Genomic DNA, 17691 nt, shown 5'->3' with positions numbered 1-17691 from the left:
TTAATCTTCCCCTATTCGGTAACACCAATCTTAAAGATCGCTAAGCCATGAAGACCCGATTTCTCATTGCTAGTTTTTTCACCATTAGCAACATCCAAGATAAAGTTAATAAGTTCTTCACTACCATGTAAACTTTGCGTAGCCTTTTCACCATCAAAGTCAATCCAGCGTTTTTTCTTCTCAGCTAAAGCAGAATTAGAAGCGACTTTAATAGTTGGAACATAAGTAGAGTATGGGGTTCCTTTACCGGTACTGACAATAACCATTTGACAATCTGCTGATGCTTCGGCTGAAGAATCAATTAGGTCATTATTTGGACTTTCAATGATATTAATTCCACTCTTTGTTAATTTATGTCCATATGGCAAAACATCATTAACTTCACCGTTACCAGCAAGTCGAAGAAGCGTTAAGGCTCGTTCTTCTGCTGTTGAAATGCCAATTTTATCCTCTGCTGCACTTGGTACTTTATGCATAGCTGAATCAAAATGTTCATAATACTGCTTAAAGTTATCAAAAATTGTCATTACTTTATCAGCCGTGTCATTATCTGGTGTGCGCTTAACAATTTCTTGCTCAGCACCTGATAATACCGGGATTCCAGTTAATGCAACCGTTCCATTATTGGCAGTTAAATAACTTGCCGCGTTGGCAATTAAGCGGTCAGCAGTGATTGTACTTAATCCATCAGGACGAACGCTTTGCAACCCGACCTTTAATTCACTTAACGGGACTGGTGTGCGCTTGTCATTAGCCGCTGCTTCATTTAATTCTTCTAACATTTGTTGAGCATTAGCAAATTCATCCTTGACTTCTTGCGCAACTAAGAATTTCATCCGGTCTTTATCAATGCCTTCCATCTGCTCAATTTCAGTCTTCATCCCGTCCATCTGGTTATTTTCACAACCAAGGCCAAATACTAATACACCACCAGCATTAGGATGTAAGACAGCATCACAAAGGATATGGCGGGTTTGCTCAAAGTCATCTCCCAACTGTGAACAACCATATGGATGCTTCAGAAGAATAATATTGTCGAATGACCCATTATCAGGATGTTTTGCCTTAAATTGTTGAACCATTACATCCATCAATGGCGTGATACAACCGACTGTCGGCACAATATAAAGATCATTACGAATCCCGACTTTACCATTTTCACGTCGATATCCCATAAAAGTTTTCCGGTCAATATCAGGTAGATCATCCTTTATATCTGCATTATTAACCACACTGTCGCTTTGATTTGTTACAAGATTTTGCTTATTAATCAAAGCCCCTGTAGCCACATTAGCTGTTAAATGACCAATTGATTGACCAAATTTAATAATATTGGCGTCCTTTTGTAAATCGTTTAAGGCAACCTTATTACCAACAGGAATATCATCTTGTATCGTAATTTTTTTATTATTAACTTTTACTATTGTTTGTGCAGGAATATCAACAGTAGCAAGGGCCACATTATCGTTAGGATTTAGGATAAGTAGCTTTTCCATAAAATTACTCCTCTGCATTAATTTCTTGAACAATTTCACGGGTTCCATTTTTACCAATCTCGTTATAATACTTAGTAACTAATTCTTCGAGGCCAGGAATCTTTGTTAGGTCCTCACCCCAAAAGTCTGGATTAGAAAGAGCAGAATGAATATAATTATCAGTTCCTTTAATCTTGGCAAAACCTTCGACAATGTCTGCTGTGTCATTAATTTCAAACTCAGATTTACCGTTATAAATCCAAAGATAAGCTGCTAAGGCTAATGTCATTCGTTTTGGTAGTTCACCATACTTTTCGTAATAACGTTTATAGTTTGGAAGAAGCCGTGCACGATACTTAGAAATACTATTTAACGCTAAAGCACTTAGTTGATGTTTAACATACGGATTCTCAAAACGTTCTTGAATTCCCTTGGCATAGCTCTCTAATTCTTCTTTTGGCAATGGAACAACTGGAATAATTTCTTTATGCATTTCATCGTCAATAAACTTATAGAAGTCCTTATCTGCCATTACCTGACCAACAGTTTGTAAACCTGCTAAACGACCAATTGGTGACATTGTTGTATGAGGTCCATTAAGGATGGAGACTTTCCGATTACGATATGGTTGCATGTCATCAGTAACAACAAGATTAATTCCTGCTTCTTTGAGTGGAAGAACTTTTTCAATATCTTTATTTCCTTCAATCACAAAGATTAAAAATGGCTCAGTTTTAACCATATTTTGATCTTTATAACCCCATTCTTTTTCTAAGTCAGCAGCACGATCACGTGGATAGCCAGGAACAATCCGATCAACTAATGTGGAGTAGAATTCATTATCATTATTAAGCCAATCAACAAAGTCTTGCCCGAGATCCCATAAATCAGCATATTGTAAAATTGTCTTCTTTAATGCGTCCCCATTATGGTTTATCAACTCGCATGGAATAATATGGAAACCTTTCTTGCCAAGCTTAAATCGATGATAAAGTAAAGCGGTTAATTTAGCAGGATATGAACTCTTTTCACCATTTTCAATTTTTTCAAGAGTATCATTCTTATCAAACGCAATTCCTGCTTCAGTGGTATTCGAAAAGATAACTTCAATGTTGTCATCTTCAGCAAGTGCTAGGTACTTATCATAATCAGTATATGGATTAACAGTTCCATTTACCGATTCAATGACTTCATGGCTTTGGATCTTTTCACCATCTAGAATACCTTCAAGTAATACAGTGTAAAGATCATCCTGCGCATCTAATTCTTTAACGCGACCAGTAGGAAGTGGCTGAACAATTTGTACTCCCCCCATAAACAATCCCTGTTTATTCATTTGTTGAATTTGCCAATCAATAAATGCACGTAAAAAGTTTCCTTCACCAAATTGAATAACCTTATTGGGGTATTGTGGTAATTTACGAAAACTATTGTTAAGACTTTCCATCCTAAAAACCTCCAAATTTAACTAGCCATCTTACGTTATTAGTTCAATTTGCTAAATTCAGCTACACCTGTGAGAGGTTGATGTGTAATTTCTCGCAAATCAAGCCAGAAGATTGAATGCGTACTCATTATGATGATAACGCCAAGGAATGAATGCGCTCTCAATTCTCTTTCATTATAAAATGTTAACGTGAAAATTTCAATAGCATCTCTAAGATTGTTTAGGATTGATCAAATCGCTTTGAAATAAAAGACCAACTCAATATCGCTGGCCTTATAACATAAGCTTTCTATCTATTTAATTGATAATCGATTGTTTCTTTGTTCTTAGTAACAACATTAGTCATTTGGTAACTTAAACTATGACTATTTACATTTTGATGGGCAGTATAAATCGAACTCGCACTTACTCCACCTGCTAATAAGATACTAGCAACGATTACAACAATTAAACTCTTTATAAGACTCATCAAATTCTCTCCTCTCGCATTTCATGTTCACGTGAACAGTGAATCAACATTCTGTATTTTACTACATCAATATTGTTATGCAAGAGGTTTGTTTTATTTTTTTAACTGATATATTAGTATATTAGAATTGTAATCGCTTTTATTAATAATGTCAATAGTTATTCAATTATGCTGCTTTTTGAAGGAAATTGCGCAATATGTCCATTATAGTTAGAATAACAGTCTTTCCCATCCTTTCCTCTTCATCATTACCAAGCATTGCAAATGAAAAATTAATTTGCCCACTATAAGTACTAACGGCTACTTGAAACATCGGATATTTACGATACGTACCAAGCATTGCAAAATCATTAATTTTACAGCTCTTAAAAGAAAATTTTTGATTATCAATAATACCAAAATTAGTGTAAGAAATATTGCGAACGTGATAGTTCTCTTCAACTATTTTCTGAAGATCCGATAATGAATAATTATCATAATTAGCAACTAATTCTTGAATTGATTGAAAACATTGAAATTGATCTTTGTTTTTATTCATCGCTTGATGGACAGTATTTACTACTTTTTCAAATGGTTGATCTAAGCTTGATTTAACTGAAATGTTATATCGAGAAGTATGGTTAGCAATTCGCAACTCCTTTTTTCCCGGTATAAATTGACGCATATCAGTTGGGCAAGCTAACGATATTTCATCTGTATCAGAATAACGTTGAACTGCCCAACCAAAAGCTGCCATAAAAAGATCGTTCAAGGTTACCTTTGCTTGGTGAGCAGCATAACGTAACTTATTTGTCTCTACTTTACTTAAACGATAAGTTACTGTTCGGCGTCTTTTATTTTTACTATTTGCTAATGCCGGCATGGATAACGGCTTGCCAGGGTGATCAACTTGCGGATTTGGCTTTACTGGATGTTCCTTAAGTAATTTACGAATCCAAGTAATATCTTGATGGTTTTTCTCAGCAATTTTACCAGTATTATATGCTTTAGCTAATAAATACAAAAACTGCTTGCCCCCTGCTCCATCAGTTAAAATATGACTTAAATAAACTGTTATTCTATACCCATTTATAACCTTATTGAGAAATATTCGCAGTTGAGGATCAGAAAATAAGTCCCATTGTCCAATAGCATTATCAGGATCTTGATCAGTAAATAAAATGTCTGATAGATCATCCGTTACTGGAACGAAAGAGTTATTATTTAGCACATATTTGCAGAAAAGTTCTGGGACAATCTTACTACAAAGCAAAATTGCTTGTTTAAAATGTGTAAGATCAAAATCATTACTTACAACAAAACTAATTCGAATAAGGGGATAAAGTTCTTTAAGGCCAATCGTATGCAAAATATTTAGTGGCTCACCTGTGTAATTCATTATTCTTCTCCTTTTGATAAAAAAGAGCGATGACCCTCTCGTCGTCGCTCAATAATTAATCATTAATATTGAAATGGATTTTCATGCTTTGCAAATAATTCTGCAGGTGTAGCATCGTCAAAAAATCCAAAGTAATTGTAAGCATTGTTATAGGCAATATCTTGAACGATCTTACCAAGGTATTCTTCATCTTCAGGTGCTCGTCCTTGTTCAACTAAACTACCAATGAAGTTACATAATACACGACGGAAATATTCATGCCGTGGATATGAAAGAAAGCTCCGTGAATCAGTTAACATTCCGACAAAATTTGGCAAAAGACTTTGTTGGGCAAAATCACGTAATTGGGTAGTCATCCCTTCAGCGGTATCATTAAACCACCATGCAGCACCTAATTGCATTCGTTGCTTTCCACCTTCAAGGAAGCAACCCATTAATGTTACTAATTGCATCCAATCGTTTGGATTAAGGGAATAGAAGATTGTCTTAGGAATATCATTTGTATCACGCACCTTAGTGTAAAGTTTTTGCATGTGAGCAACAATATCTGGTTGAGTTCCCATTGCATCGTAACCAGTATCTTGACCAAGTTGTTTAAACATAGGATGGTTAAGATCACGAATAGAATTGATATGGAACTGCATAGTCCAGTTATACTTAGTATTAAGTTTCATCATTTCTTCGAGGAACATTGTAAGCCATTTATCATATTCGACACCGGTTACTTCTTCATTAGCTTCAGCCTTCTTCATGATAGCGTCCAATTCATCATCAGTAGCTTCGGCATAATGGTAAGTCAATAATGAATGATCGGATAACCGTCCACCCATTTCGCTGAAGAACTGGAAACGTTGATCCATTGCTTTGATCAAGTCACGGAATGAATTAATTTCGACACCAGAAACCTCACTAAGTTTCTTAATATATTCAGCAAACGTTGGCTTGTTAATTTGAATTAAATTATCTGGCCGCATAGCAGGAAGTGTCCGGAAGCCATTTTCCCGTTCATCCTTCTTCAAAAGTTTATGATAATGAAGGTCAGAGGCAGGATCATCAGTAGTGCAGACTGCCTTAACATTTGACAATTTGATAAGGTTACGAGGCTTGAAGTCTTCAGTTTGCAGCAACTCATTAGCCTTCTTCCAAACTTCTGGAGCATTCTTTCGCGTTAAAGGCTCATCAATCCCAAAAAATCGCCGCAATTCAAGGTGTGTCCATTCATATACCGGATTACCAACAGCTTTTTCAATCGTTCCAGCCCAAGCTAAGAATTTTTCATAATCATCACCATCACCAGTGATTAAGTCTTCAGGAACACCGTTAGCACGCATTAAACGCCACTTGTAGTGATCTCCATAATGTTCTTCATTAATCCAAACCCTAGTAATATTAGCGTAGTTCTTATTCTCATAAATTTCTTTTGGATTCAAATGACAGTGAAAGTCAATAATTGGCATATCCTTAGCATAATTAAAGAATAACTTTTTACCCCATTCATTTGTTAACAAAAAATCCTTACCAAGTAATGTCATGATAATTCCTCCTTATAGTTTTATAATACAGCCAACCTACTTATCAGTTTTAACATCTTCATCACCAATAACACCATGTTCCCACTTACCATTATCAAGGTCAGTAGCAATCTGTTTGAATTTCTTATCACTAATCTTGTATAAGAATCCAATAATAACAGCAGCCATAATTAGGCAGAAGCCAGGGTAAAGCGTCATTGCAGCTTTAATCCCTTGTAAAGTACGAGCAGATTGGTGAGCATTAGCAACATAACCTGTTACAGCTAGCACCCCTGCACTAACTAATGCCGCAAGAGATTGAGCAATTTTTCGTGAGAAGTTAAAGGCAGCATAAGTAATACCTTCCTTCCGCATCCCGGTATGCCATTCTCCATAATCAATTGCATTAGAAACCATCGCCCAAGTAATACCATTTGGAATTGCTAGAGCAGTATACCCAATCGTGACCAAAACAATAAAAGTAATGACGTTAGTAGGGAGGAAGAAATTTAAGATGTTAGCAACAGCACCAACAACGAATGACCACATTGCTGTCCGCTTTTGACCAAACTTCTTTGTTAGTGCTGGAATCATGAAGACCCCAACAATTGAGCACCCCATCATAACAGCGTTAATAACTGGCTGTAATCCAATGTTACCTAAGTTGTATTGAGCATAAAATACCATCATTTGGTTGTTAGTATTCATGGCAGAAATAGTAAACAATGTCATTAAAATCAATGCACCCAAAGGACCATTAGTGAAGACTACTTTAATATAGTCTTTGAACCCTTCACGCTTAGCATTCTTATCACGGTGTACCTTAACATTTTCCTTGGTTCCGAAATAACAAACCGCAAACATTGCAACACCAATAACGGCAAATACAGCAGCAGCAACAAAATATCCGTGTAATTGATCTTTACTACTCATTCCGCCGCCGACCATTTCCATCAATGGAATGAAGGCAACTCCCGCAATAAACTGCGCACCAACTGACCCTACTTGACGAGTTGTTGCCATAAAACTCCGATCTTGCGGATTCCGTGACATAACAGACGCTAGCGACCCATACGGATCATTAGTAAATGAATAAACAACACCCCAAATCATGTAAACAGCATAAGCGTAAATAATCTTTTGTGTGGTTGATAAACCCATTGGCATTGTGAAAGTAATTACAGTCATAATACCTAAAATAATTGCTGAAACCATCATAACGGGGCGGAACTTACCCCTTTTACCAATATTTTTTCTCCCATCGACAAAAGAACCAGCAATAGGGTCCATAAAAGCATCGAATATTTTAGTAAAAGCAAAGATTCCAGCAACGGCACCAGCACCAATCCCTGCAGCATCAATCCAGAATTTTGTTAAATACGCTTGACCTAAATCAAACATAAAACCATTTCCAAAGTCCCCAAAACCATAAAAGATTTTCTGATGAGTAGGAATTTGCTTATTAAAGTTATCCGTTTTCGTTACTGTTTTCTCTCCTACTGAACTAGTGTCATTTGGAGTTTTAGCAGATGTAGTATCCAACGGTATGACCTCCCTTAATATTCAAGAGCAAAAAAAACACACGTGAACATTTATCTATAAAATTAATAGCTGCGTTATACGCAACTTTTTAACAGTAATTACTGTGAATGATTGCAATCGCTAAGGATGCCCTATAAAACTGTAAGCGATTTCCTTAACAACTGTATAATACCACATATTTTTGAAAACGTTAACAATTTTTGTGAAAAAAATAACTAATTTATTTTTTTGACTGATTCACGGACTACTAATGATGGCTTTATATTCATAAATTCAATAGGTGTAATATTCTTATTATTAATAAGATTATTTAATGTTTTTAACCCCTTGTTAGTAATTTCACGCATTGGCTTTTTAATTGTTGTTAATCGCGGAATAAAATAATTAGAATATGCACTATCATCAAATCCTACAAACGAGATTTGATCTGGAACATTAAATCCATAATCCTGACATGCCCGAATAGCTCCCATCGCCATGTCATCGTTAGAAGCGAAAATACAAGTGGGAAGCTCACCTGCATTTAAGATTTTTTCCATAGCATTATATCCCGATTTAACACTGTAGTCTCCAGTTACCATCCAATTATCATTTAAGTTAATATTATATTTATTCAAAACATCAACAAAAGCATTCAACCGATTTTGAGATGATGCAAATTCCTCTTTCCCCGAAATAATTCCAATTTTTTTGTGACCCATTCGTAAGAGATATTCAATTGCAGTTACAGTTCCTGAATAATCATCAGAAGCATAATTAAAGAGATCGTCACGCTCAATCTTCCTATTTAACACTACAACGGGCTTGCCTGTTTTAGCCAATTGATCAATGTACACATCATCGCTTGAAGATTGACTAACAACTAACGCCCCATCAAATCTTAAATTAATTGATTGATTAGCACGACGCAGGCCAGCGAAACTGTCGACCGCTATTTCATAACCAGCTGGGAGCATTTCTTTTATTTGGTGGAGCATTTCTGACATAAAACTAGGAGAAGTTCCACTATTTAAATCAGTAAAATAAACGGCAATAATAAATGAACGATGCTCAACAAGGGCTTTAGCATTTAAATTAGGCGAATAATTTAATCGTTCTGCAATCTCCCGAATTTCTTTTTTTGTTTTTTCTTTAACTAATGGACTATCATTTAATGCTCTTGATACAGTTGTATGAGAAACATTTGCCATCTTTGCAATTGTTTTTATTGTTACTTTATCGTTCATTCTCATATATCTCCCTATTATTTTATTAGTGTAAATAATACTAATAATGACATGGCTTAGCAAGTTTTATAGGTTACAAAATAAGATAAAACCATTAATTTAGTAATGTTCACGTGAAAAAGATTTATATAAACCATAAAATAATATAAAAAGATTGTTGGATTGAGTCTATTAATTTAATAACAACATTTCTTACCGTCGTTGAGTCGATTCACAAATAATATAGTATGCCTTTGAAAATTTACGCCAAATTCGCTGATCTAAAAATACATTTGTTTATTGCTAAAAACAAAGTCAAACATTTTGATTTATCAGTATATTGGACACGTATATACGTTGAAATTATTATATATATATGGCATTTCACCTCCATCCCTAAAGATATAGTCAATAACTCCTTGGATATTATAATTTTCAAAAGCATATCGTGCCATTGTTAATTACTTGATTTTAATTGGCATATCAGTAATTTGTTCTATTACGATTTATTTGAATTACTTTATCTTAGTAAGAAATAATCGTATATTGATAGAAACCTATTCAAGTAAAAAACAACACTTTAATCAACTGAACAACTAATTCCTGCATTATTAGTATTTTTAATATTTTGTTTCTCGCTATCGTAAAGAATTAAAAGCTAGATTATGATCTAATTTATTTTGGACCTAAATTATTGTTATTGATAACTCCTCTAAGATCAAAAATTTTAGTCTTTCTTAAGAGTAAAAGCCAGCATGGATTTTAATGATGATTTTATTTGGAGGTAATGATTCCTCGTTGAAATTTTGCTAGAATGCTTTGAATATTATTTATTGAATAATAATATCAATTATCACCATTAAACTCACCTTTCTTATAAAAAAAGTTGAGTTTAACAAACCCAACTTTTCGTTTAATTATTTAGTATTTCCCGTTAAGTTAGTTTTCCAACTAATGTGATGGTGTCACTTGCTTAATTGGATCTGTCTTTTCTTGATAGCCTACATTATTATTCCCATAGCATTGATCATATTTAAAACCTGTTAAATCTTCAACTACAGCCTTAGTCTTCGGATCAACATCTTGCGGCTTACCACCTTCATGACGACGCTTAGTTTCAGCATTTAGTATCTTAAGGGTATCACGTGTAACATGCATATGTTTAGAACTCCATATACCTAATAATTCAAGTCCACAAACACCTACTAATAGAATTAATACAATTCCCCACTGAGCACTTAAAGGTTGTGTTGCGTGACCTTTAACAAAACCAGTTTCAGAAAGAACAAATCCTAATATTAACATAATAGTAGCTCGCATAATCTTGCCCATCATTGTCATTGCACCGGAATAAATTCCTTCACGACGACGATTAGTAATTGCTTCATCAACATCGGCCATATACGAATAATTGGCCCAAGGTATATAATAAACAGCTCCTGTTCCAAGGCCATAAACAATACTAATTGCAAAGATTAACCAAGTCATCGATGTAGCACCTGCAAACCATACACAACACCAAGCGATCATCGAAATAATAACAGTAGTTAAAGCAAACATATACGGCTTAGATGCTTTGCCATATTTGGCAAATACCCACATGATAAAGAAGGTTGAGATCAATTGCAAAATATTATTAAGCGAATTGATTTCTGAAACAAAGACATTTGTTTGTGCTAAGACAAAGATGAAGAAATATGTGTTAGTTGCAGCGAAAAGCCATTCGCCACCAAATCCAAAGGCATACATCCCAATATGCCAACGGAAACTCTTATTCCGCATAGTTGACACAATATCAACAAAGATTTTCTTAAATCCATCCCAAAAGCCTTTAACATGTTCAGATTTAACTTCACTAACTGGTAATTCCCATGTAACAAGGTAAACACATAAAGCTGCAAGAGCCATTACAGCAGCATATGTTAAGACAGCCATTTGATAGGAACGTGGATTGTTTTTACCCATTAACACAAAGAATACACCTGGTAATGCTGAAGTTACAAATCCAGCAACTTTGCCAAATACAGACATAAAACCAGTTAATTGTGAACGTTCAGTATAATCTTTAGTCATCTCAACCGGAAGCGTTTTAAATGGAACATTAAACATAGTGTAGAACCATTCATAAATCAAATAAGTAACTAAATAGTAAACGAATGATTTTCCGGTTTGCCATAATAATGGATACCAAAACATTAATGGTACAGATAATAGGATGAAAAACCGACGCCGACCAAATTTACGACCAGTACGTGTATTATTAAAATTATCGGTAATATAACCCATCAATGGATTTTCAATAACATCTAAATAAGTACCAATCGTAAAGATTAAGGTTCCTTGCCAAACAGGCAAATTACAAAAAGTAGTATAGAAGAACAGCAACCAAGCAGAAGAAATTGATAAGGCACCACCACCAATAAAGTTTCCAAAACCATAACCAAGTTTAGTTATAATAGTGATTTTGTGTTTACCAGACGGTGAATTAGCAGTAGACCCATTTGAAACCATATTTATCCCTCCAAAGCTAATAAACAAAAACAATTGCAGAAATCGAATAAGGAAATATGGAATAAGGAAATAATAAATGTTACCGTTAACATCTACAACTTCAATATACAACTATCTTATTTGTTAATCAATGAATTTGTGTAAGCGCTTTCTACAGAAAGATGTCTAATTCCTTTAATATCAACCATTCTAACTAATAAAAAATATTTTATTAACAATATTCAACTGAAAATTGACATAATATGATCAATTATTTACAATAATCATGAAAGCGCTTTTATTGTAGTGATGTTAACGATAAAATTACGGAGGATAAAAAATGGTTTGCAATGAGAAACTGTTAGTTATTTCGCCTAACGATAAAAATAAAGATAAAAAGTATATTCAAAAAGCAATTGATCGCTTAAAAGCTAATGGTGGTGGACACTTAATTTTAGCTGGTGGAACCTTTTATACTGGCCCTCTACAATTATGCAGTAATCTCCATTTTACTATCGAATCTGATTCTAGATTAATCTTTTCTAATATTCGACAAGATTATCCAGTAATTACATCACGATGGGAAGGCAGGGAAACATCTATCTATCAAGCATGCCTGTTTGGCGACCATATTGAAAATGTTATTTTAGATGGTACTGGTACAGTTGACGGTAATGGTCTTTCATGGTGGGATGAATTTCGTAAAAAAAATAAACACGTTGACCATGCCCGACCTTATCTTCTATCAATTGAACACTCTCAACATATCAAGGTTTACAATTTAAAGTTTATTAATTCCCCATCATGGACATTGCATCCTTTTGATTGTAATGATTTTGTGATCGACAATATCTTTGTTAAAAACCCAGCCGATTCCCCTAATACTGATGGAATTGACCCTGAATCTTGTCAGAATATTAGAATTATTAATTCTCTATTTGATGTTGGTGATGATTGTATTGCGATTAAAGCTGGCACAGAAGATGCAATAAAGAAAATTCCTTGTGAAAATATTGTTATTTCCAATTGTAATATGCTTCATGGACATGGTGGAGTCGTTTTTGGAAGCGAAATGAGCGGAAATATTCGTAACGTTGCTATCAGTAATTGCACATTTACCGATACAGATAGAGGTATTAGGTTTAAGACTCGTCGTGGCAGAGGCGGAACAATTGAAAATATAACAATTTCTAACATCACAATGAATAATGTTCTTTGCCCTATTATTATGAATCTTTACTATTTCTGTGGTAAAAAAGGAAAAGAAAAGATAGTTTGGGATAAAAATCCTTATCCTGTTTCGAGTTCTACCCCTGCAATCAAACATGTTCGAATTTCACAGCTTAGCGTTATGCATATTAGATCCTGTGCTGGATTAATTTATGGATTGCCTGAAATGCCAATAGAAGATATTAATATCACTAATAGTTCTTTCTATTTGGATTCCAACTGTACTCCGCAAAAGCCAGCTATGTTTGCTAATGCACCTGAATTAACTCAAAAGGGATTTTTTATCGCAAATACTAAAAATTGTGAATTGAATAATATAACAATCTCAAACAACACTGTCGAAAAAGTATTTTTCAATGACGCTAATGATAATTTAGTTTTAGATTTGTAATTGAGGAGATGCTTACATAATGTATAAAGGATATGGAAAGCCTTCAGATGATTGGGCAACTCGAACAGTAGAAACATTATTAGAACGTGAGCCCGAAGTAAACCTAAAAGGGAAATGGGAATATGAGGATGGATTAATGTTAGACGGAGTAATGGATGTCTATGAAAGAACTAAGAACAAAGCCTATTTAAATTATATTAAGCACTACTTCGATTCTTATATCCAGCCTAATGGGGAAATAAAAGGATACAATGTTAATCTTTTTCGTTTAGATGATATTAATAATGGTAAAGTTTTACTAAGACTTTATAACCTAACCAAGAATAACAAATACAAAGAAGCCTTAGATAAACAGTATTCTCAATTAGAAACTCAGCCAAGGACCAATAGTAATCTTTTTTGGCATAAAAAGAGTTATCCAAATCAAGTATGGCTTGATGGAATTTACATGGGTGATGTTTTTTACGCCGAATACTTAGAGAAGTTTCAGGAGAATCCTTCATTTGATGATGTTATTCATCAGTTTACAAAATCCTACGAAATAGCTTTAGATGATAAAACTGGTCTTTGCTACCATGCTGTTGATGAATCAAAAGAAATGTATTGGGCTAATAAAGAAAATGGGCATTCACCACACTTCTGGTTACGTAGCATTGGATGGTATGTAATGGCAATGACAGACGTCTCGGAGCATTTACCTCAAGATAATCCTGGACGAACACAAATACTTACTAATCTTAATAATTTACTTCAATCTCTTAAGAATGTTGCCGATGAAAAGACAAATCTTTGGTATCAAGTTCCTGACGAAAAAGATCGGCCTATGAACTATCTAGAGTCTTCTGGTAGTTTAATGATTCTCAATGCAATAGCAAAGTCTTTACGTAAAGGATACTTATCAGACAAGCAAGAATGGACTAAGTTCCTCATCAAAGGCTGGGAAAATGCATTAGAACAATTTATTTCAATTACCAATGAAGGTTGGGTTAATGTTAACAAGATTGCTCATGTTGGCGGCTTAGGGGGACCAAATCATCGTGATGGTTCTTTTGCCTATTATATGAGCGAGCCTATTGTTTCAAATGATCATAAAGGAACAGGACCATTTATTATGCTTGCCAATGAAATGTACAAGTATTACTAAAAATATTAACTAGTCATTGCCTTCGAAAGATAACAATGACTAGTTATTTTTAATGACTGCTATAATTACATATAGAGAGGAAGTAATGTTAAATGAATCAAAATCTGCAACCAAAGATAAAATTAAACAACGGTCACCTCATCCCCCAACTTGGCTTAGGAGTCTGGAAAGCCTCACTTGCGGAAACACAGCAAATGGTTAAAGAGGCTATTATGAATGATTACGTCTTAATCGATACTGCTAAACAATATGGGAATGAAGCAGCTGTCGGACAAGGGATTCAGGACGGCCTTATAGCAACTGGTCGTAAGCGCAACAGTATTTTTCTCACTACTAAAATTTTCAATGGTGATCAAGGAGACTATGATAAACTTCGGCAAGCAGTAAAAGCACAACTTAAAAGGCTTCAAACTGATTATGTCGACCTTCTTCTTCTTCACTGGCCAGTTAATGATAAATATAATGAGAGTTGGCGGGCACTCGAAGATATTTATGCTGATGGTCAAGCAAAATCAATTGGTGTTTGCAATTTTAATGTTGAACGAATGACTGATTTGCTCGATCACGCCAAAATTAAACCAGCAATTAATCAAATTGAATTCAATCCCCTAATTCACCAACCTAAAATTGTAAAGTTTTGTCGAGAAAATGATATTCAGCTTGAAGCCTGGTCGCCACTAGGCAATGGTCGTCTTCTTTCTAATGATGTTATTAAGCAAATCGCAGACGAGCACCAAAAGAGTCCTGCCCAAGTAATTCTTCGCTGGGAAATTCAGCAAGACTTTGTTGTTCTTACCAAGACTACTCATCCTCAACGTATGCAAGAAAATGCAGAAATTTTTGACTTCACCCTCTCACCAGATGAAATGAAACAAATCGACAAGTTAGATCAAGAAAAACATTCTATCTGGTATGATAAGTTCAAATGGTCAGGCAATCCTGACGGTGTAGATGACTATATTGGTAAGCCAGGCGCATTTTAGATCCAACCAATTTCATATCTTTTACTATAAAGGGCACCTCTAAACGAGTGATGCCTTTTTTATTAACCAAAATTTTCTAGAAATGTTCATATTATTATACTACAATTAAAATCATTAAAAGAAAGAGAGGATTCTTTAATGAAAGCTGTTGTATCTGTTCTAGGTGAAGACCAAGTTGGAATTATCGCTAAGGTAAGTGCCCTTCTTGCCCAAAAGCAAATTAATATTCTTGATGTTTCTCAAACAATAATGGATGGCAATTTCGTAATGATGATGTCTGTAATGATTCCTGAAAGTATTGATAGTTATCAGTTAACCAATGAGTTTACAGAACTCGGCAAAAAAATCGGCGTTGAAATCAACCTTAGAAATGCCAAAATTTACGATGCCATGCATAATCTTTAAGATATAGAGGAGGAATACCCCTTAATGAATTCACAACAAATTTATGAAACTAGCCATATGATCTCTAATGAAAATCTTGACGTGCGGACAATCACGATGGGAATTTCTTTACTTGATTGTATCGATAGTGATAGTACGGTTGCATGTCAAAAGATCTATGACAAAATTACGACAAAAGCAAAGAACCTTGTTAAAGTCGGCCAACAAATTGAAGCCGAATATGGGATTCCGATTGCTAACAAGCGAGTAACTGTTACTCCTATTTCTCTTATTGCTGCTGCCTCTCAAGACCATGACTATGTTAAATATGCTAAAACATTAGACAAGGCTGCTAAAGCATTAGGAATTGATTTTATCGGTGGTTACAGTGCACTTGTTCAAAAAGGATATCAAACTGGTGACCGCACGTTAATCGCCTCTCTCCCTGAAGCATTGGCAGAAACTGATTTTGTTTGTGCATCAGTAAATGTTGGCTCTACTCGTAGCGGGATCAACATGGATGCCGTTGCACAAATGGGTGAAGTAGTCGTTGCTGGCTCAAAGCTTGATATGATGACAAATGCTAAACTAGTTATCTTTTGCAATGCTGTTGAAGATAATCCCTTCATGGCGGGCGGATTTCATGGTGTTGGTGAACCAGATGTAGTAATAAATGTTGGTGTTTCAGGACCTGGAGTTATCAAAACCGCCCTAGAAAAAGTTAAAGGTGAATCAATGGACGTTGTTGCTGAAACGATCAAGAAAACTGCCTTTAAGGTTACACGAATGGGTCAATTAGTAGGAACTGTTGCAGCGGAAAGACTGGGCGTTCAATTTGGGATCGTGGACCTTTCTCTCGCACCAACTGCTGCCGCTGGTGATTCCGTTGCCGAAGTTTTAGAGGAAATTGGCGTAGCTCAGGTTGGAACTCATGGAACCACCGCTGCTCTAGCTATGTTAAACGATGCCGTGAAAAAAGGTGGCATTATGGCCTGCAGTCATGTTGGTGGTTTATCAGGCGCATTCATCCCCGTCTCTGAAGATGCTGGCATGATTAAGGCAGTTAACGCTGGAACGCTAAATATCTCTAAATTAGAAGCAATGACTGCAGTTTGTTCCGTTGGTCTTGATATGATTGCAATTCCAGGTGACACACCAAAAGAAACCATTAGCGCAATGATTGCTGATGAAGCAGCAATTGGAATGATTAATAATAAAACCACTGCTGTCCGTGTGATTCCCGCACCTGGTAAAAAAGTTGGTGATACGGTTGAATTCGGCGGTTTATTAGGATATGCCCCGGTAATGGCAGTCAATAAAGCCGCAAGTACCGCTATGATTAACCGTGGTGGACTTATTCCCGCCCCAATTCATAGTTTCAAAAATTAATTTAAAAGAATAGCGAGAGATTAGGTATCCCTAGTCTCCCGCTATTTTAGTGTTTAATTACCTGTTAATAAGGCGTAAACATATGAATTTTCTTCTGGACGGTAAACCCCGTGAAGTTCACCAACTTTAGTAAAGCCATTTTTGTCGATCAAGTGTTGCATGATCTTGTTATCTTCATGGGTATCGATCCGAATGGTCTTAATATCCTTTCGATTATTCTTAATATAATCAATTACACTAGTGAATAATGCTGAAGCATATCCTTTTCCAGCATGATTAGAGTGGATTGCCACACGGTGAATAACAACATAATGATCAGTGTCAATTAACCAATCACCGTCAAGTTCATCATATGAGTGATCTGGTGCTTCAACAATTGATAATGCACCGACAGTTTCATCATCTTGTGATTGTACAAGGTATGCAAATCCTTTTTCAATATCTTCTTTGATATGTTCTTCGTTCGGGTAATCTCCTTGCCATTGATCGATCCCTTGTTCAGCTAATTGGTTTCGACCATCTCGCAGAATTTCCATAATTTGATTTAAATCATCCATTTTGGCTTGTTTGATTTGCATCGTATTACCTTCCCTTCTCATTACATTAATTAGATGTGTTATTCGTTTAACAACCCTAATACTGTAACATATTTT

The 17691-nt window shown here is 35.2% G+C and carries 14 protein-coding genes; 5 read left to right on the top strand and 9 right to left on the bottom strand.

All coding sequences use genetic code 11. From position 1 onward, the window contains the following. Positions 1-11 precede the first annotated feature (11 nt). The 8 genes from LMC10_RS07945 to LMC10_RS07910 form a co-directional block, all read right to left on the bottom strand. Positions 12-1496 (bottom strand): altronate dehydratase family protein, encoded by a 1485-nt coding sequence (locus LMC10_RS07945; protein ID WP_229269443.1) that lies wholly within the window; start codon positions 1494-1496, stop codon positions 12-14. A 4-nt stretch (positions 1497-1500) separates the two neighbouring features. Beyond that, the gene (locus LMC10_RS07940) at positions 1501-2922 is read right to left on the bottom strand and encodes a tagaturonate reductase (RefSeq protein ID WP_229269442.1); all 1422 of its coding nucleotides are present in this window, start codon (positions 2920-2922) and stop codon (positions 1501-1503) included. Positions 2923-3211: 289 nt separating this feature from the next. Then, positions 3212-3391, bottom strand: a complete 180-nt coding sequence (locus tag LMC10_RS07935) for a hypothetical protein (protein WP_229269441.1) — start codon at positions 3389-3391, stop codon at positions 3212-3214. A gap of 166 nt (positions 3392-3557) precedes the next feature. Beyond that, positions 3558-4769, bottom strand: a complete 1212-nt coding sequence (locus LMC10_RS07930) for a condensation domain-containing protein (RefSeq protein ID WP_229269439.1) — start codon at positions 4767-4769, stop codon at positions 3558-3560. Positions 4770-4831: 62 nt separating this feature from the next. After that, a complete protein-coding gene (uxaC, locus tag LMC10_RS07925) occupies positions 4832-6301 on the bottom strand; it encodes a glucuronate isomerase (RefSeq protein ID WP_229269438.1) in 1470 nt (489 codons plus the stop codon). A 36-nt stretch (positions 6302-6337) separates the two neighbouring features. Further along, positions 6338-7822, bottom strand: a complete 1485-nt coding sequence (locus LMC10_RS07920) for a glycoside-pentoside-hexuronide (GPH):cation symporter (RefSeq protein WP_229269437.1) — start codon at positions 7820-7822, stop codon at positions 6338-6340. Between the two features lie 215 nt (positions 7823-8037). Further along, entirely contained in the window at positions 8038-9048 is a 1011-nt protein-coding gene (locus LMC10_RS07915; protein ID WP_229269436.1) for a LacI family DNA-binding transcriptional regulator, read from the bottom strand. Positions 9049-9978: 930 nt separating this feature from the next. Continuing rightward, the gene (locus LMC10_RS07910; protein ID WP_229269435.1) at positions 9979-11538 is read right to left on the bottom strand and encodes an MFS transporter; all 1560 of its coding nucleotides are present in this window, start codon (positions 11536-11538) and stop codon (positions 9979-9981) included. Between the two features lie 319 nt (positions 11539-11857). On the opposite strand from LMC10_RS07910, the gene LMC10_RS07905 reads away from it, so the two are divergent. The 5 genes from LMC10_RS07905 (at position 11858) to LMC10_RS07885 (ending at position 17038) form a co-directional block, all read left to right on the top strand. After that, a complete protein-coding gene (locus LMC10_RS07905; protein ID WP_229269434.1) occupies positions 11858-13138 on the top strand; it encodes a glycoside hydrolase family 28 protein in 1281 nt (426 codons plus the stop codon). 19 nt (positions 13139-13157) lie between these two features. Continuing rightward, on the top strand, positions 13158-14282 hold the full coding sequence (locus tag LMC10_RS07900) for a glycoside hydrolase family 88/105 protein (RefSeq protein WP_229269432.1): 1125 nt from the start codon (positions 13158-13160) through the stop codon (positions 14280-14282). A gap of 92 nt (positions 14283-14374) precedes the next feature. Further along, positions 14375-15265: an aldo/keto reductase gene (locus LMC10_RS07895; protein WP_085650194.1), complete on the top strand. Its 891-nt coding sequence runs from the start codon at positions 14375-14377 to the stop codon at positions 15263-15265. A gap of 138 nt (positions 15266-15403) precedes the next feature. Beyond that, positions 15404-15670 carry an ACT domain-containing protein gene (locus LMC10_RS07890; protein ID WP_229269430.1) on the top strand — a complete coding sequence of 89 codons (267 nt, stop codon included), beginning with the start codon at positions 15404-15406 and terminating at the stop codon, positions 15668-15670. A gap of 24 nt (positions 15671-15694) precedes the next feature. Further along, positions 15695-17038: a PFL family protein gene (locus LMC10_RS07885; protein WP_229269428.1), complete on the top strand. Its 1344-nt coding sequence runs from the start codon at positions 15695-15697 to the stop codon at positions 17036-17038. A 53-nt stretch (positions 17039-17091) separates the two neighbouring features. On the opposite strand, the gene LMC10_RS07880 is transcribed toward LMC10_RS07885, so the two are convergent. Continuing rightward, the gene (locus LMC10_RS07880; protein ID WP_035160101.1) at positions 17092-17616 is read right to left on the bottom strand and encodes a GNAT family N-acetyltransferase; all 525 of its coding nucleotides are present in this window, start codon (positions 17614-17616) and stop codon (positions 17092-17094) included. Positions 17617-17691: the final 75 nt, after the last annotated feature.

Origin of the sequence: Limosilactobacillus reuteri subsp. simiae, from assembly GCF_020784875.1 — a bacterium.
In the GTDB taxonomy this organism is placed as follows: Bacteria; Bacillota; Bacilli; order Lactobacillales; family Lactobacillaceae; genus Limosilactobacillus; species Limosilactobacillus reuteri_H.
Note: the sequence above shows the minus strand (reverse complement) of the source record. Positions and strands in the feature narration are given on the sequence as shown.

Excerpts from the sequence above, each read along its gene's own strand:
- LMC10_RS07945 (WP_229269443.1), bottom strand. The coding sequence starts at position 1,496 with ATGGAAAAGCTACTTATCCTAAATCCTAACGATAATGTGGCCCTTGCT.
- LMC10_RS07940 (WP_229269442.1), bottom strand. The coding sequence starts at position 2,922 with ATGGAAAGTCTTAACAATAGTTTTCGTAAATTACCACAATACCCCAAT.
- LMC10_RS07935 (WP_229269441.1), bottom strand. The coding sequence starts at position 3,391 with ATGAGTCTTATAAAGAGTTTAATTGTTGTAATCGTTGCTAGTATCTTA.
- LMC10_RS07930 (WP_229269439.1), bottom strand. The coding sequence starts at position 4,769 with ATGAATTACACAGGTGAGCCACTAAATATTTTGCATACGATTGGCCTT.
- uxaC (WP_229269438.1), bottom strand. The coding sequence starts at position 6,301 with ATGACATTACTTGGTAAGGATTTTTTGTTAACAAATGAATGGGGTAAA.
- LMC10_RS07915 (WP_229269436.1), bottom strand. The coding sequence starts at position 9,048 with ATGAACGATAAAGTAACAATAAAAACAATTGCAAAGATGGCAAATGTT.
- LMC10_RS07910 (WP_229269435.1), bottom strand. The coding sequence starts at position 11,538 with ATGGTTTCAAATGGGTCTACTGCTAATTCACCGTCTGGTAAACACAAA.
- LMC10_RS07905 (WP_229269434.1), top strand. The coding sequence starts at position 11,858 with ATGGTTTGCAATGAGAAACTGTTAGTTATTTCGCCTAACGATAAAAAT.
- LMC10_RS07900 (WP_229269432.1), top strand. The coding sequence starts at position 13,158 with ATGTATAAAGGATATGGAAAGCCTTCAGATGATTGGGCAACTCGAACA.
- LMC10_RS07895 (WP_085650194.1), top strand. The coding sequence starts at position 14,375 with ATGAATCAAAATCTGCAACCAAAGATAAAATTAAACAACGGTCACCTC.
- LMC10_RS07890 (WP_229269430.1), top strand. The coding sequence starts at position 15,404 with ATGAAAGCTGTTGTATCTGTTCTAGGTGAAGACCAAGTTGGAATTATC.
- LMC10_RS07885 (WP_229269428.1), top strand. The coding sequence starts at position 15,695 with ATGAATTCACAACAAATTTATGAAACTAGCCATATGATCTCTAATGAA.
- LMC10_RS07880 (WP_035160101.1), bottom strand. The coding sequence starts at position 17,616 with ATGCAAATCAAACAAGCCAAAATGGATGATTTAAATCAAATTATGGAA.